Raw genomic sequence first — 15,893 nt, 5'->3', positions numbered from 1 at the left:
TCTTTATAAGTGAAGCGGCTGGATTAAACCAGCTTCTCCAGCTCAGGTACGGCTTCGAACAGGTCGGCGACCAGGCCGTAGTCGGCCACCTGGAAGATCGGCGCCTCTTCGTCCTTGTTGATCGCAACGATCACCTTGGAGTCCTTCATGCCGGCCAGGTGCTGGATCGCGCCGGAGATGCCGACGGCGATGTACAGCTGCGGCGCAACGATCTTGCCGGTCTGGCCGACCTGCATGTCGTTGGGCACGAAGCCTGCGTCGACCGCGGCGCGCGAAGCACCCACGGCGGCGCCGAGCTTGTCGGCCAGCGCGTACAGGTGCTTGAAGTTGTCGCCGTTCTGCATGCCGCGACCGCCGGAAACGACGATCTTGGCAGCGGTCAGCTCAGGACGATCGGACTTGGCCAGCTCTTCGCCGACAAATGCCGACTTGCCCGCATCGTGGGCAGCGCCAACCGCTTCGACAGCAGCCGAACCACCTTCGGCGGCAACGGCGTCGAAGCCGGTGGCACGCACGGTGATGACCTTGACCGCAGCGCTCGATTGCACGGTGGCAATGGCGTTACCGGCGTAGATCGGACGCTTGAAGGTGTCCGCCGACTCGACCGCGATGATCTCGGAGATCTGGTCGACGTCCAGCAGCGCGGCAACGCGCGGCAGGATGTTCTTGCCGTTGGAGGTGGCTGGTGCCAGCACGTGGCTGTAGGCCTTGCCAAGCTCGGCCACCAGCGGCGCGACGTTTTCCGGCAGCTGGTGCGCATAGGCAGCGTTGTCGGCTACCAGCACCTTGGCCACGCCAGCGATTTTCGCGGCAGCTTCGGCAACGCCACCCACGTTCTGGCCAGCGACCAGTACGTGGATATCGCCACCGATTTTCGCGGCGGCAGCAACGGTGTTCAGGGTCGCCGGGGCAACGGCGCCGTTTTCGTGTTCAGCGATAACCAGGATAGTCATTTAGATTACCTTCGCCTCGTTCTTCAGTTTCTCGACCAGTTCAGCCACCGACTTGACCTTGATACCAGCGCTGCGTGCTGCTGGCGCTTCGACTTTCAGGGTCTTGTTGGTAGAGGCGGTGGAAACGCCCAGCGCGTCCGGAGTCACAGTCTCCAGCGGCTTCTTCTTGGCCTTCATGATGTTCGGCAGCGACGCATAGCGCGGCTCGTTCAGACGCAGGTCGGTGGTCACGATGGCCGGCAGGTTCAGAGCAACGGTCTGCAGGCCGCCATCGATTTCACGGGTGACGTTGACCTTGTCGCCGGCCACTTCCACCTTGGAGGCGAAAGTACCCTGGGCATAGCCGGTCAGCGCAGCCAGCATCTGGCCGGTCTGGTTGTTGTCGCTGTCGATGGCCTGCTTGCCAAGGATGACCAGCTGCGGCTGCTCCTTGTCGACCACAGCCTTGAGCAGCTTGGCCACGGCCAGCGAGGTCAGCTCTTCAGCCGACTCGACCAGCACGGCGCGGTCGGCACCCAGTGCCAGGGCGGTACGCAGCTGCTCCTGGGCAGTGGCCGGGCCGACGGTAACGACGACGATTTCGCTCGCCACGCCCTTCTCTTTCAGGCGCACGGCTTCTTCTACGGCGATTTCGCAGAAGGGGTTCATGGACATCTTGACGTTAGCAAGGTCTACGCCGGAGTTGTCCGCCTTGACGCGAACCTTGACGTTATAGTCGACCACTCGTTTGACAGCTACAAGAACCTTCATGGATTCCTCGTTACTCTCCGGTGAAAAGAATGTCGCCTGGGCAGAACCGGGCGATTGCGCGTGGGTACAAGGGCACCTCCAAAAACGAACGCGAGCAGGTGAAACTCAACTGACTGTGCAGTCTGTTCTCGACGCTTGCGCGCAAAACCCGTGGGTCATTGTTTGTCGTGGCGTGTAAACTCCACTACAAAGGCGGGTCCTGGCGTAACTGCCCTGCTTTTTGCCTGGTTTTTAGGGGTGCTCCTGCATCCGACGGTCAGCCTACGGCGAGCGTAAAACCGCCCGTATCTTGACCGTAACGCCCAATCCGGTCAATACGGCAAACCAGCCAGCTTCAAGCCGTGCGTCTTTGATTTTACTGGGCTGCGGCAAATTCAAACAAACGTTTGTATTGGACCTCGCAAGTGGTGTAGATATAATGCGCGGCCAAGAGAAAGCGGTGTAGTCCGTCATCACCCGAGCTACACACCCGGGTACTTCGAAATGACCGCCTGACACCCGCCAACAAAGAAAAACCGATGAGCCTTGAGTAGGAGAGAACCTGTGGAACGCGAATACATGGAATTCGACGTGGTCATCGTCGGCGCTGGCCCGGCAGGCCTGTCCGCCGCCTGCCGACTGAAGCAGAAGGCCGCCGAAGCCGGTAATGAAATCAGCGTCTGCGTGGTCGAGAAAGGCTCCGAGGTCGGTGCACACATTCTCTCCGGTGCGGTGTTCGAGCCGCGTGCCCTGAACGAACTGTTCCCGGACTGGAAAGAACTCGGCGCGCCACTGAACACCGAGGTCAAGCGCGACGACATCTACGTGCTGCGCGACGCCAGCAGCTCGGTCAAGGTGCCCGATCTGTTCGTGCCCAAGACCATGCACAACGAAGGCAACTACATCATCTCGCTGGGCAACCTGTGCCGCTGGCTGGCCCAGCAGGCCGAGAACCTGGGCGTGGAAGTCTACCCAGGCTTCGCTGCCCAGGAAGCGCTGTTCGATGAAAACGGCGTGGTCCGCGGGATCATCACCGGCGACCTTGGTGTCGACCGCGAAGGCAACCCCAAGGAAGGCGTATACACCCCCGGCATGGAACTGCGCGGCAAGTACACGCTGTTCGCCGAAGGCTGCCGTGGGCATATCGGCAAGCAACTGATCAAGCGCTTCGACCTGGACAACGCCAGCGACGTGCAGCACTACGGCATCGGCCTCAAGGAAATCTGGGAAATCGACCCGGCCAAGCACCAGCAAGGCCTGGTGATCCACACCGCCGGCTGGCCGCTGGACGTGATGAGCACCGAGAACACCGGTGGCTCGTTCCTGTATCACCTGGAAAACAACCAGGTGGTGGTCGGCCTGATCGTCGACCTGTCGTATGCCAACGCCTACCTCTCCCCGTTCGACGAGTTCCAGCGCCTCAAGCACCACCCGGTGCTCGCCCAGTACCTGGAGGGTGGCAAGCGCATCAGCTATGGCGCCCGTGCCCTGGCCAAGGGCGGCCTGAACTCGCTGCCGAAAATGGTATTCAAGGGCGGCGCGCTGATCGGCTGCGACCTGGGCACCATGAACGTGGCCAAGATCAAGGGCAGCCACACCGCCATGAAGTCCGGCATGCTCGCAGCCGAAGCGGTGGCCGATGCGCTGCTGGCCGGTAGCGAGGGTGGCGACGAACTGACCGCCTACGTCGACGGCTTCAAGGCCAGCTGGCTGTACGAAGAACTGTTCGCCAGCCGCAACTTCGGCCCGGCGATGCACAAGTTCGGCCCGATGCTCGGCGCGGCATTCAACTATGTCGACCAGAACTGGTTCGGCGGCAAGCTGCCGTTCACCCTGCACGACACCAAGCCGGACTACGCCTGCCTCAAGCTGGCGGCCGACTCGAAGAAGATCGATTACCCCAAGCCCGATGGCAAGTTGAGCTTCGACAAGCTGAGCTCGGTGTTCCTCTCCAGCACCAACCATGAAGAAGAGCAGCCGTGCCACCTGAAGCTGACCGACCCGAGCATCCCGATCGGCACCAACCTGCCGTTGTACGACGAACCGGCGCAGCGCTACTGCCCGGCCGGCGTATACGAGGTGATCAGCCAGGAAGACGGCAGCAAGCGCTTCCAGATCAACGCCCAGAACTGCGTGCACTGCAAGACCTGTGACATCAAGGACCCTTCGCAGAACATCACCTGGGTGACCCCGGAAGGTGCTGGCGGCCCGACTTACCCGAACATGTAAGTACCGCCCACAAAAAAAGCCCCCACGCCTTGCGGCGCTGGGGGCTTTTTCGTGAAGGCGTTCGAGCAAACGGCCTCACACCTTCGCCAACACCAGTTCATCCCCGGCCCGCAGGTCCTCCCGCGCACTGAAGTACACCGCCGTGAGCAGGCCCACCGTGCCCATCAGCAGGCAGAACCCCACACACACCCATGGGCTCCACGGCATCAGCGCAATCAGCATAAGCGGCGTGGTGCTGGCCCACAGCGCATAGGCCAGGTTGTAGGTAAAGGAAATCCCCGACACGCGAATGGCCGGCGGAAACAGCCCGACCATCACCGACGGCACCACCCCCACCACACCACAGGCCAGCCCTGCCAGCGCATAGGCCACCCCGGTCCAGCCCCAGCCGCCGATCAGGCTGGCATACAGCGCCCCCACTCCCAACGGCAGCAACAGGCTGTAGACCATCAGCGCGCGCCAGGCACCTACCCGGTCCACCAGCAAGCCGGCCAGCACGCAACCGATGTTCAAGAACACGATACCCAGCGCGCTCAGGGCGAAGGTGTCGGCCGCGCTCATGCCGAAGCGCTGCTGCATCACCGTCGGGGTAATCACCACCAGCACCACCACCGCCGAGGTCAGCACGCAGGTCAGCAGGGCCGCCGGCACCAGCGCGCGGCGGTGCTCGCGCAGCACCGTGCGCAGCGGGAAGGCCACCGGTTGTTCACGCCGCTCGCGCAGCGCCAGGAACACCGGCGTCTCGCTCAGCCAGCGGCGCAGCCACACCCCGATCACGCCGAACACCCCGCCCAGCAAGAATGGATAGCGCCAGGCGTAGTCCAGAATCTCCTGGGCGGTGAACACCTGGGCCAGCGCCGTGGCGGTCAGCGCGCCCAGCAGGTAGCCGAACGTCAGCCCGGCCTGCAGAAAACCCAGCGCATAGCCCCGCCGCCCGGCCGGCGCATGCTCGGCGACGAAGGTCCAGGCACTTGGCACCTCGCCGCCCACCGCCGCGCCCTGCAGAATGCGCAGGCCCAGCAGGATCAGCGGCGCCGCGTAGCCGATGTCGGCATAGGTTGGCATCACCCCGATCAGCAGGCACGGCAGCGCCATCATCAGGATGCTCAGGCTGAAGACCTTCTTGCGCCCCAGGTGATCGGCAAAATGCGCCATCAGGATGCCGCCCAGCGGCCGCGCCAGGTACCCGGTGACGAAGATCCCGAAGCTCTGCAGCAGACGCAGCCACTCCGGCATCTCGGGCGGGAAGAACAGCTGGCTCAGGGTCAGCGCGAAGAACACGAAGATGATGAAATCGTAGATCTCCAGCGCACCGCCCAGCGCCGCCAGGCCCAGGGTCTTGTGGTCGTCGCGCGAAAGCCGCAGCGGGCGCGCAGGGTTGGTGGCAGTCATAAAGGCATCCGCTTCGATAGGCTCACTGCGCGCAGCAAGGCGCGCCAGGACAGGCGCAGAGCATACCAAAAAGCGGCGAACGGCTCAGGCCTCGCGAGGGAACACCGTATGCCCCATGTTCAGGCGGCGCATGGGGGGCGCGTTACCAGCAGGCCTGTACCCGGGGTTGGGCAACTGCCCCAGCAGCAGTGGGGCATCGATGATAGCCATGAAGGACTGCAGGGCCTCGTTGTCGGGCACCTTGGGCAGGCTGACGCTCACCGCCTGACGCTGGCCAGCAGGCACCGCAGGTACGCGAAGGTGTTGCGACTCATACAGCAGCACATGCTGGATCTGCGTACTCACGCGACAGAACCGCTCCAGATCGACCCCCACGTGGCTGGCCAGGTCGATATTTCCGACCAGCAGACTGAACGGCAAAAGCGCGTTCTGCACCAGGCGCTGCAGGTCGTCGAAGGTCTCGACAGGGGCAATCCGGTAATACCCCAGGCCGTTGAGCATCTTCTCCAACTGCAGCAGTTGGATGGGGTGCTCATCGGCAATCAGGATTCGCATGGACTTGTCGGGCATCGGAAGGGCCTGGATAGAGAGCATGGAAGACATTCCTTGACCGCTACTACGCCACGATAAACCTCAGGCTGCGACAGGCATTACGTCAGGTGACGGATCTGATAGATAGTTGTAGGGAAATGCCGGGAAATCAAGGCGCAGCCTCAATTGTTTGTTGCTGACCAGTGCATCAGACGGAATTTTGGCGCATCCGCGCCCGGCAATGCTTCATGGCATTGACGATATTTTTTTCCACCAGACTGCGAGAAATTCCGAGTCTTTCGGCAATTTGCTGGTGAGAAAACCCCTCCAGCTTGCGTAGAAGGAAACTGTCCCGGCACCCAGGGCTTAGTTCCCCCAACGCCTGCTGCATCAGCTCCAGTCGGCGATCCATGTCCATGCGCTGGCAGGGCGCCGGCGAACGGAATGCCTCGTCGGTGTCGAGCACTTCCAGCGGCTCGTTGTGCCGCACCTGACTACGCCGATGGTCGTCGATCACCAGATTCAGCGCGGTACGGTAGAGAAAGGCCCGCGGATACTCGATCTGCTGTTCGCCATGTCGCTCGAGCACTCGCACATAAGCGTCGTGGGCCACGTCCTCGGCCGCCTGGCGACTGCCCAGCCGAACACACAGAAAGCTCACCAGTTCGCGATAGTAGTTTTCCAAAACGACACCTGGCCAGGATTCGGCGCTAAAGCGCCGAGAATGGAGAATCAGGGTGAAGCCAGTAGGCAACAATACAAATTATTATTATTCTCAGCAACCTCCGTCACGCCTCGCAGATTACCCGACTGCACGGCCTGCAACCCTGAATGTGCGCCGGTAAATTCCTGCGCATATAGCTCGTCTAACGAGGAGCCCCCGTGCCTGCGCTGTCTACGCCAGCAACTCGCGGGTCAACCCTTCTGGCTGGAAGCCCGCATGACACGTCTTACGAAAAATCGCCGCCTGTTGCTCTGCGGCCTCGGCCTGCTCGCCGCCGGCAGCCTGGCGGCCTGGCAAACCCTGCCATTGGGTGGTGAGCCCTCGAACACCATCAAGGTCACCCGCGCCGACATCGAAAGCAGCGTGACAGCACTCGGCACCCTGCAGCCACGCCGCTATGTCGATGTCGGCGCCCAGGCCTCGGGACAGATCCGCAAGTTGCATGTGGAAACCGGAGACCACGTCGAGGAAGGCCAACTGCTGGTCGAGATCGACCCTTCGACCCAGAAGGCACGCCTCGATGCAGGCCGCTATTCGATCGAGAACCTCAAGGCCCAGCTGCAGGAGCAGCGCGCCCAGTACACCCTGGCCGAGCATCAGCTCAAGCGCCAGCAGCAACTGGCCGCCAGCGGCGCTACCCGCGAAGAGGATGTGCAGACCGCACAGGCACAACTGAAAGTCACCCAGGCACGCATCGGCATGTTCCAGGCGCAGATCCTGCAGGCCCAGGCCAGCCTGCGCAGCGACGAGGCAGAGCTGGGCTACACGCGTATCTACGCGCCGATGTCCGGCACGGTGGTCGCCGTGGATGCGCGTGAGGGCCAGACACTCAACGCGCAGCAGCAAACACCGCTGATCCTGCGCATCGCCAAGCTGTCGCCGATGACCGTATGGGCTGAGGTCTCGGAGGCCGACATCGGCAACGTCAAACCCGGCATGCAGGCCTACTTCACCACCCTGGCCGGCGGCAAGCGCCGCTGGAGCAGCACCGTGCGCCAGATCCTGCCGGTACCGCCCAAGCCGCTCGACCAGATCAGCCAGGGCGGTGGCAGCCCCACCAGCTCCAGCGCCTCCGGCGGTGGGGGCAAGGTCGTGCTGTATACCGTCCTGCTGGACGTGGACAACGTCGACAATTCCCTGATGGCGGAAATGACCGCCCAGGTGTTCTTCGTCGCCGGCCAGGCCAGCAACGTGCTCACTGCCCCGATCGTGGCGCTGGAGCCCGATGCCCGGCAAAACGACATGCGCCTGGTCCAGGTACTGCACCCCAACGGCAAGGTCGAGCAACGCCAGGTTCGCGCCGGCCTCAGCGATCGCCTGCGCGTGCAGATCCTCGAAGGCCTGGCCGAGGGCGACACCCTGCTGATCGGCGCGCCCGCCGCCAGTGGAGGCTGAATGTCCACGCCCCTGATCGAACTGCGCGACATACGCAAATCCTACGGCGGCATCGACACGCCCAAGGTCGAGGTGGTACGCGGTATCAGCCTGGCCATCCAGCCCGGTGAGTTCGTTGCCATCGTCGGGGCTTCGGGCTCGGGCAAGTCGACCCTGATGAACATCCTGGGCTGCCTCGACCGCCCCACCAGCGGCCAGTACTACTTTGCCGGCAAGGATGTCGCCGAACTGGACAGCGACGAACTGGCCTGGATCCGTCGCGAAGCCTTCGGCTTCGTGTTCCAGGGCTACCACCTGATCGCCTCCGGGTCGGCCCAGGAAAACGTCGAGATGCCGGCAATCTACGCCGGTACCCCTGCCGCCGAGCGCCATGCCCGCGCGGCCGGGCTGCTGGCCCGACTGGGCCTGGCCACCCGCACGGGCAACCGTCCGCACCAGCTGTCCGGCGGTCAGCAACAACGCGTCTCGATTGCCCGCGCGCTGATGAACGGCGGCCACATCATCCTGGCCGACGAACCCACCGGCGCCCTCGACAGCCAGAGCGGCGCCGAAGTGATGAGCCTGCTCGACGAACTGGCAGGCCAGGGCCACGTCGTGATCCTGATCACCCATGACCGCGAAGTCGCCGCGCGCGCCAAGCGCATCATCGAGATCCGCGACGGCCTGATCCTAAGCGACTCGGCCAACGCGGCGGCGCCAGCGCGCGCAGCGGTGGCCAGCCTGAATGCAGACGACCTGCGCCAGCGCCTGGACCGCGGCGCCACCCAGAGCGGGGCCTGGAAAGGCGAGCTCATCGAAGCCCTGCAGGCCGCCTGGCGCCTGATGTGGATCAACCGCTTCCGCACCGCCCTGACCCTGCTCGGCATCGTCATCGGCGTGGCCTCGGTGGTGGTGATGCTGGCCGTCGGCGAAGGCAGCAAGCGCCAGGTCATGGCGCAGATGGCCGCCTTCGGCTCCAACATCCTTTACCTCAGCGGCAGCGAGCCGACGCACAACGCCCCCGCCGGAGTGGTGACCCTCGACGATGTGGCAGCAGTGGCGCAGTTGCCGCAGGTGAAGATGATCATGCCGGTCATCGGCAGCGAACTGACGGTGCGTTACGGCAACAGCAACCAGCGCTTCTACGTCGGCGGCAACAACACCCACTTCCCCGAGATCTTCAACTGGCCGGTGGTCGAAGGCAGCTTTTTCACCGACGCTGACGAACATGCTGCCGCAGCCGTCGCGGTGATCGGTCACAAGGTCAGGGAAAAACTCCTCAAGGATGCCGGCGACCCTATTGGCCAGTACATCCTGATCGGCAACGTGCCCTTCCAGGTCATCGGCATACTCGCCGAAAAAGGTTCCAGCTCCGGCAACCAGGACAGCGATGGCCGCATCGTGGTGCCCTACTCCGCCGCTGCCGTGCGCCTGTTCGGCAGCCGCGATCCGGAGTACGTCACCATCGGCGCCGTCGACTCGGGCCGGGTCAAGGAAACCGAGCAGGCCATCGATCACCTGATGCGCCGCCTGCACAACGGCAAGCATGATTTCGAGCTGACCAACGATGCGGCGCTGATCCAGGCCGAGGCCCGCACCCAGAACACCCTGTCGCTGATGCTGGGCGCAATCGCAGCCATTTCGCTGCTGGTGGGCGGCATCGGGGTGATGAACATCATGCTGATGACCGTGCGCGAACGCACTCGCGAAATCGGCATCCGCATGGCCACCGGCGCCCGCCAGCGCGACATCCTGCGCCAGTTCCTCAGCGAGGCGGTGCTGCTGTCGATGGTCGGTGGCATCACCGGCATTGCCCTGGCGCTGTTGATCGGCGGCGGCCTGCTGCTGGCCGACATTGCCGTGGCCTTTACCCTGGGCGCCATGCTTGGCGCATTCACCTGCGCGGTCATCACCGGCGTGGTATTCGGTTTCATGCCCGCACGCAAAGCAGCCCGTCTCGATCCGGTCAAGGCCCTCACCAGTGAATGAACCTCCGATGAAACCGCTCTTGAGCGCATTGAGCCTGGCCCTGCTGCTCAGTGCCTGCAGCACTCCACCCACCCCGCCGGACATCGGGTTTGCCCCGCCACAACAGTGGCAGTCAGCCAACACCCAGGCGGTGCGCGACAGCAACCTCGCCTGGTGGCGCAGCTTTGCCAGTCCCGAACTCGACCAACTGATCGCACAGGCCGACAGCGGCAGCTACGACATTGCCGCTGCCATCGCCCGCGTGCGCCAGGCCCGTGCGGCGCGCACCATCGCTGGCGGCACGCTGCTGCCCGAAGTGGGCGCAGCCCTGGCCGGCAATCGCGAAAAACAGATGCACCACAACGGCTACGGCACCTCCAGCAGCACTAACGACCGAGAATCGGTCAGCTACAGCGCCAGCTTCAACGCCAGCTACGAGGTCGACTTCTGGGGCGGCAATGCAGCGGCACGCGACAGTGCCGAGCAGGCCCTCAAGGCCAGCGAGTTCGACCAGGCTACCGTCACCCTGACCCTGTTCAGCAACGTGGCCAGCTTCTACCTGCAGGCCCTGGCCCTGGACGAACAGCAGCGTATCGCCAGCCTCAACCTGGCCAACGCCCAGCAGGTACTGGAGGTGGTACGCGCCAAGTACAACGCGGGCTCGGCAACTGCACTTGAGCTGGCCCAGCAGCAAGTACTGGTCGCTGCGCAGCAGCGCCGGCTGCCATTGCTGCGCCAGCAGGCCACCGAGGCCCGCATCACCCTGGCCGCATTGCTGGGCAAGCCGGTGCAGGCCCTCACCCTGCACGCCAGCGATTTCAACCGCATCGCCGCCCCTGGCATCGATGCCGGGTTGCCCAGCGACCTGCTCAGCCGCCGGCCAGACATCGCCGCGGCCGAGGCTCGCCTGGCAGCGGCCAAGGCCGACGTGCAGGTGGCGCGCGCCGCGATGCTGCCCAAGTTGACCCTGACTGCCGGCCTGGGCTCCGGCGCCAACGTCGCCGCCGACGTGCTGCGCAACCCGTTCTACAGCCTGGCGGCCGGCCTCAGTGCGCCGATCTTCAACAATGGGCGGCTCGGCGCCGAACGTGACAAGGCCACCGCCGTGCAGCAGGAACTGCTGGAAAAATACCGCGGCGAACTGATCAACGCATTTGCCGATGTCGAAAAGGCCCTCAACAGCATCGACGGCCTCGATCGCCAGCGCCAATGGCAGCGCGTCGAGCTGAACCAGGCTCAGCAGGCCTTCGACATTGCACGCACACGCTACGAGGCAGGCGCCGAATTGCTGCTCAATGTACTGGACGCGCAACGCAGCCTGTACGAAAGCCAGGACGAGGCCGTGCTGCTGCATCTGCAGCGACTGCAGGCCAGCATCGCCCTGTACAAGGCTGTGGGAGGGGGGTGGCAGGTGCAATGACTGCACCTGCCCTCAGGTGCGACGCGTGACCACCAGGTGACGCGCGTACCAGGGGCGTTGCGGCACCCGGCGCAGCAACCCCTTGAAACGCTGCTTGTCCTTGGTATTGGCGACGATCACCCGCAGCGCCAGCTTCATGGTCTCCGGGTCCATCTCCACACTCTTGCCCGGCTGCAGGCCTGGCGTGGTGCTGCAACCATGAGTCACAGGGCCCAGCCAGGGCTGCCTGATATCGACCCAGCGCCCTTTGGCGAACCACGGCACGCCATTGACCCGGTTGCGCGTCACCTGGCCGGGGTGGAAGCGTTCGTGGGCGCGGAACCAGTCTTCGATACGGTCATCGATCCAGCCATGGAACAGCCAGAACACAGGGTTCACATGGGAAGAAAACGGATCGCCGAGAAAGTCGTTTTCGGGCCCGTACCAACGCGCCGAGAAGTCGTCCAGGTCACGCGCCATGGGTACTGGTGCACCGTTGGACGGGTCACGCGGCACCGACGCCCAGCGCATGTGCAGCCAGTCATGCAGGCCCAGCTCCATCTCCGAGCCCAGCTGTCCCAGGCTCAGGCGCGACAGGTAGCGCGGGTCGCGGTACTGCGACTCCCATACCTCGAAATTGCTGTGGTAGGTCTCGGCACTCTTGATGTCACTGACCCACTGGGTGTACTCGGCATCCCCCGGCGCCAGCCAGGTTGGCGGCACCGCACAGCCATCATGGTTGTCGAAGTAGCGCGCAAAGCCCAGGCGGTCGCGTTCAAGCTCCGGCTGTGGCGCCGGAAAGCGCGGCCAGGAAGGCAGGTCCTGCAACCCCCGCGCGGTCTGCAGCATGTGTCGATGCATGAACAGAAAATCCACCCCGGAGCCATTGCGGTCCTTGGTCGGCCCCCGCGCATCGCGCTCGCGCTCGCGCGTTCCGGGCTGCCAGCCAAGCCCGCGCAGAGCATTGCGCTTGTCTTCGGGTAACGAGTGCCACTGGTCACGCGAAGCGTGCCAGAGTTGGTGAAACAACCTGTGCTCGTCGGAAATCAGCCAGTTCAGCAGGGCCGGCTGCAAGCCGATGCGCTCGCGTGCTTCCGGGAACAGCTTGCGGGTGGCGACAAAACGGTTGTCCTGCTGTACCAGGGCAAGGCTGCGGTCCAGGCGCGCAATGCGCCCGGTAAGCGTGCCGCTGCCGGCGTTGGCAAATTCACCCCACACCTCATCCAGCACCATGCTCAATTCGTAGACCGGTTGCTGCAGCCCCTGCTCCCGATCGAAAAGGCGCCACGTCAGCTCCCCCGCTCCCGGCGTGGCCAGGTCGCCCAGCAGGCTGTAGCGCGGGGCCGCGGGGGCACGCAGGGCCTGCGCGGTGTCGATGAAACCGCGAACCGCGCGCCCGCGCGGTGCAATGTCGATGAACACCTCCAGGTCATGCGTGGCCAGGCCGTCCAGTCCCGCATCGCGCCCTTCCAGGCGCAGGCTCCACACCCCGCGCAACTGATCGGCCAACTGGCGTCCTGCCGTATCCGGCAGCTCGACCCTGGCTTCCCCCGGGGTAACCGGATGCTCGGGTCGCGTCAGTTCCTTGTGCGCGTACAACGCAGCAGGCACCGCAGCACCGGTCAGTGCCAGGCCTGCGACAAATCCTCGTCGAGATATCGTCATTGCCCTACCTGTATCAGCCTGGAAGCAGGCTTTATCCAAGCTAGGACGTAGGCTTGAAGGTTAAATTTAGTGTCGGCGCCACACCCGGTGCCGGATAAATTAATCGGCCCTGCGCTCGTTCTTCCTGGGGAGCACACCGCGTACCGTCCCTGCCTGCGTGCAGCGATCCGCCCCTCATGGAGACCCCAGATGATCCCGACCCCCTGGCGCAACGCACTGGCCCTTGGTGCCCTGCTCGCCTGCCTGATGCCCGCCGCACACGCCGCCGTACCGCCCCCGGGCGAGGTGTTCCAGGACTGCAAGGACTGCCCTGAAATGGTCGTGCTGCCCAGCGGCAGCTTTACCATGGGCACCCCTGATGACGAAGTCGGCCGCCAGCCCGACGAAGGCCCGCTGCACCAGGTGACCTTCAGCAAGCCATTTGCCGTCAGCCGCTTCACCGTGACCATCGGCCAGTGGCAGGCATTTCTGCGCGACACCGGCTACAAGATGCCCGACGCCGATGACCGCCCCGGCCGCAAATGCAGCGCCGGCAACCCCAGCTACCCGACCACCGCGCGTCACCCCGCCGTCTGCATGACCTGGCACGAAGCGCAGCGCTACATCGACTGGCTGTCGAACAAGACCGGCAAGCCCTACCGCATGCTCAGCGAGTCGGTACGCGAGTACGCCGCACGTGCCGGCAGCACCGGCCCCTTCCCGTTCCCCTTCGACGAAGGCAAGGAATACAGCATCGCCAGGCATGCCAACACCTACGGGCCTGAAGACGGCTTCAGCTTCACCGCCCCGGTGGGCAGCTTCCCCCCCAACGCCTTCGGCATGTACGACATGCACGGCAACGTCTACGAATGGGTCGCCGACAGCGTGCATGACGATTACGTCGGCGCACCCACCGATGGCAGCGCCTGGATCGACCCCAAGCCGAGCGACCCCACCTGCGACTACCGGCACATCCGCGGCAACGACTGGACCGAAGCGCCGATCTTCTCGCGCTCAGGCAACCGCAACGACCGCTGTTCGGACAACGCCGGCGACTGGCTGGGCTTTCGTGTGATGCGCGACCTGTAGCCGACCGGCCAGGGCGCCGGTGCCGCGCCGGCGCCCTCACTAAATCCCCCGCGTATCCACTCGTCCAGTTTCAGACAGCCCGCCGTGCGCGGGTCCACTCGCCCTTAGCACGTAGCCACGTCGCGACCGAGGTAGTTTCATGACCGCAGCACCGCGTAGCGCCATTCGCGAACTCTTCAGCCTGCTCAGGCCTTACCGCGCCATCGTGATCGCCTCGATCGCGCTGGGTATCGTCGGAGGCCTGAGCGTCACCGCCCTGCTGGCCACCGTCAACCAGGGCCTGCACGATGCCGGCGGCATGGGCAAGGGCGTGGTCCTGGCGTTTACCGGGCTATGCGTTCTGGCCCTGCTCAGCACCATCGTGGCCGATATCGGCAGCAACTACGTCGGCCAGAAAATCATCGCCAAGCTGCGCAAGGACCTGGGCGCCAAGGTGCTCGCCGCACCGATCGAGCAGATCGAGCGCTACCGTACCCACCGTCTGATCCCGGTGCTGACCCACGACGTCGACACCATCAGCGATTTCGCCTTTTCGTTCGCGCCACTGGCCATCTCGCTGACCGTGGTGATCGGCTGCCTGGGCTACCTGGCGATGCTGTCCTGGCCGATCTGCCTGATGACCCTGATCGCCATCGGCATCGGTTCGGCGGTGCAGTTCTTTGCCCAGCGCCGCGGCGTCAAGGGTTTCCATGCCGCGCGCGACGCCGAGGACAACCTGCAGAAGCACTACCAGGCAATCGCCGAGGGCGCCAAGGAACTGCGCATCCACCGCCCACGCCGCCACGCCATGTTCACCCGCAACATCCAGGGCACCGCCGACTTCATCTGCGATACCCATGTACGCGCCATCAACATCTTCGTGATCGCCAAGAGCCTGGGTTCGATGCTGTTCTTCGTGGTCATCGGCCTGGCCCTGGCCCTGCAGGCGTTCTGGCCGGCCAGCAACCCCACCGCGCTGAGCGGCTTCGTGCTGGTACTGCTGTACATGAAAGGCCCACTGGAGAACCTGATCGGCAACATCCCGATCATCAGCCGGGCGCAAATCGCCTTCCGCCGCATCGCCGACCTGGCCGAGCGCTTCTCCTCGCCCGAGCCACACCTGCTGCTCAGCGCTGCAGAAAAGCCCGCAGGCGCCTTCGAGGGCCTGGAAATGCGCGACGTTCAATACAGCTTCCCGGCGGCACCCGGCGCCGCGCCCTTCCGCCTGGGGCCGGTCAACCTGAACATCGAGCCCGGCGAGATCCTGTTCATCGTCGGCGAGAACGGCTGCGGCAAGACCACCCTGATCAAGCTGCTGCTGGGCCTGTACACGCCGCAACAGGGCATGGTGCTGCTCAACGGCAAGGCTGTTGATGCGCCTGGCCTGGACGATTACCGCCAGCTGTTCACCACCATCTTTGCCGACTACTTCCTGTTCGACGAACTGGTGCAGCGCGAAGGCGCCTTGCCCGACGATGCCGCGCAGTACCTGGAACGCCTGGAGATCGCGCACAAGGTCAGCGTGCGCGACGGCGCCTTCACCACCACCGACCTGTCCACCGGCCAGCGCAAGCGCCTGGCCCTGGTCAATGCATGGCTCGACGGGCGCCCGGTGCTGGTGTTCGACGAGTGGGCCGCCGACCAGGATCCGACCTTCCGCCGGATCTTCTACACCGAGCTGCTGCCCGATCTCAAACGCCTGGGCAAGACCATCATCGTGATCTCCCACGACGACCGCTATTTCGACGTGGCCGACCAACTGGTGCGCATGCACGGCGGTCGTGTGGTCAGCGAAAAAGTCTTCGCCTGAATGCCTAGAACTGGCGAGCGCACCGCCGCTCGCCGCTGCCCGCCTTTGCAACTAAATCGCATTCGTCGCCCT

The 15,893-nt window shown here is 64.4% G+C and carries 12 protein-coding genes; 6 read left to right on the top strand and 6 right to left on the bottom strand.

The genetic code is table 11. The annotated features are described in order from the left end of the window. Positions 1–23: 23 nt before the first annotated feature. Both KH389_RS09260 and KH389_RS09255 read right to left on the bottom strand, forming a co-directional pair. Positions 24–953 (bottom strand): electron transfer flavoprotein subunit alpha/FixB family protein, encoded by a 930-nt coding sequence (locus tag KH389_RS09260; protein WP_043863150.1) that lies wholly within the window; start codon positions 951–953, stop codon positions 24–26. Then, on the bottom strand, positions 954–1,703 hold the full coding sequence (locus KH389_RS09255; RefSeq protein WP_043863151.1) for an electron transfer flavoprotein subunit beta/FixA family protein: 750 nt from the start codon (positions 1,701–1,703) through the stop codon (positions 954–956). Positions 1,704–2,246: 543 nt separating this feature from the next. On the opposite strand from KH389_RS09255, the gene KH389_RS09250 reads away from it, so the two are divergent. After that, a complete protein-coding gene (locus tag KH389_RS09250) occupies positions 2,247–3,911 on the top strand; it encodes an electron transfer flavoprotein-ubiquinone oxidoreductase (RefSeq protein ID WP_043863152.1) in 1,665 nt (554 codons plus the stop codon). Between the two features lie 75 nt (positions 3,912–3,986). Here the strand turns inward: KH389_RS09250 and KH389_RS09245 are convergent, their stop codons facing one another. From KH389_RS09245 to KH389_RS09235, 3 genes are all read right to left on the bottom strand, one after another. After that, positions 3,987–5,303, bottom strand: a complete 1,317-nt coding sequence (locus KH389_RS09245) for an MFS transporter (RefSeq protein WP_104572884.1) — start codon at positions 5,301–5,303, stop codon at positions 3,987–3,989. Between the two features lie 84 nt (positions 5,304–5,387). Continuing rightward, complete coding sequence (locus tag KH389_RS09240) at positions 5,388–5,873, bottom strand: histidine kinase (RefSeq protein WP_104572885.1); 486 nt, start codon at positions 5,871–5,873, stop codon at positions 5,388–5,390. Between the two features lie 169 nt (positions 5,874–6,042). Then, a complete protein-coding gene (locus tag KH389_RS09235; RefSeq protein WP_213607253.1) occupies positions 6,043–6,519 on the bottom strand; it encodes a sigma-70 family RNA polymerase sigma factor in 477 nt (158 codons plus the stop codon). A 255-nt stretch (positions 6,520–6,774) separates the two neighbouring features. Between KH389_RS09235 and KH389_RS09230 the strand changes: the two genes are divergently transcribed. The 3 genes from KH389_RS09230 to KH389_RS09220 are packed head-to-tail and all read left to right on the top strand — an operon-like array spanning position 6,775 to position 11,320. Beyond that, on the top strand, positions 6,775–7,953 hold the full coding sequence (locus KH389_RS09230; protein ID WP_104572887.1) for an efflux RND transporter periplasmic adaptor subunit: 1,179 nt from the start codon (positions 6,775–6,777) through the stop codon (positions 7,951–7,953). Next, entirely contained in the window at positions 7,954–9,921 is a 1,968-nt protein-coding gene (locus tag KH389_RS09225) for a MacB family efflux pump subunit (RefSeq protein ID WP_104572888.1), read from the top strand. A gap of 7 nt (positions 9,922–9,928) precedes the next feature. Next, the gene (locus tag KH389_RS09220; protein WP_213607252.1) at positions 9,929–11,320 is read left to right on the top strand and encodes an efflux transporter outer membrane subunit; all 1,392 of its coding nucleotides are present in this window, start codon (positions 9,929–9,931) and stop codon (positions 11,318–11,320) included. 12 nt (positions 11,321–11,332) lie between these two features. Here the strand turns inward: KH389_RS09220 and pvdP are convergent, their stop codons facing one another. Beyond that, a complete protein-coding gene (pvdP, locus tag KH389_RS09215; protein ID WP_213607251.1) occupies positions 11,333–12,964 on the bottom strand; it encodes a pyoverdine maturation tyrosinase PvdP in 1,632 nt (543 codons plus the stop codon). Positions 12,965–13,153: 189 nt separating this feature from the next. Between pvdP and pvdO the strand changes: the two genes are divergently transcribed. Continuing rightward, entirely contained in the window at positions 13,154–14,032 is an 879-nt protein-coding gene (gene pvdO / locus KH389_RS09210) for a dihydropyoverdine dehydrogenase (protein WP_104572891.1), read from the top strand. Between the two features lie 139 nt (positions 14,033–14,171). Then, on the top strand, positions 14,172–15,821 hold the full coding sequence (locus tag KH389_RS09205) for a cyclic peptide export ABC transporter (RefSeq protein WP_104572892.1): 1,650 nt from the start codon (positions 14,172–14,174) through the stop codon (positions 15,819–15,821). Positions 15,822–15,893: the final 72 nt, after the last annotated feature.

Source organism: Pseudomonas qingdaonensis (assembly GCF_018398475.1).
Classification (GTDB): Bacteria; Pseudomonadota; Gammaproteobacteria; order Pseudomonadales; family Pseudomonadaceae; genus Aquipseudomonas; species Aquipseudomonas palmensis.
Note: the sequence above shows the minus strand (reverse complement) of the source record. Positions and strands in the feature narration are given on the sequence as shown.

Bases quoted from the DNA above. Each gene is read 5' to 3' on its own strand.
- KH389_RS09255 (WP_043863151.1), bottom strand. From the start codon at position 1,703: ATGAAGGTTCTTGTAGCTGTCAAACGAGTGGTCGACTATAACGTCAAG.
- KH389_RS09230 (WP_104572887.1), top strand. From the start codon at position 6,775: ATGACACGTCTTACGAAAAATCGCCGCCTGTTGCTCTGCGGCCTCGGC.
- KH389_RS09225 (WP_104572888.1), top strand. From the start codon at position 7,954: ATGTCCACGCCCCTGATCGAACTGCGCGACATACGCAAATCCTACGGC.
- pvdO (WP_104572891.1), top strand. From the start codon at position 13,154: ATGATCCCGACCCCCTGGCGCAACGCACTGGCCCTTGGTGCCCTGCTC.
- KH389_RS09205 (WP_104572892.1), top strand. From the start codon at position 14,172: ATGACCGCAGCACCGCGTAGCGCCATTCGCGAACTCTTCAGCCTGCTC.
- KH389_RS09260 (WP_043863150.1), bottom strand. From the start codon at position 953: ATGACTATCCTGGTTATCGCTGAACACGAAAACGGCGCCGTTGCCCCG.
- KH389_RS09245 (WP_104572884.1), bottom strand. From the start codon at position 5,303: ATGACTGCCACCAACCCTGCGCGCCCGCTGCGGCTTTCGCGCGACGAC.
- pvdP (WP_213607251.1), bottom strand. From the start codon at position 12,964: ATGACGATATCTCGACGAGGATTTGTCGCAGGCCTGGCACTGACCGGT.
- KH389_RS09240 (WP_104572885.1), bottom strand. From the start codon at position 5,873: ATGCCCGACAAGTCCATGCGAATCCTGATTGCCGATGAGCACCCCATC.
- KH389_RS09220 (WP_213607252.1), top strand. From the start codon at position 9,929: ATGAAACCGCTCTTGAGCGCATTGAGCCTGGCCCTGCTGCTCAGTGCC.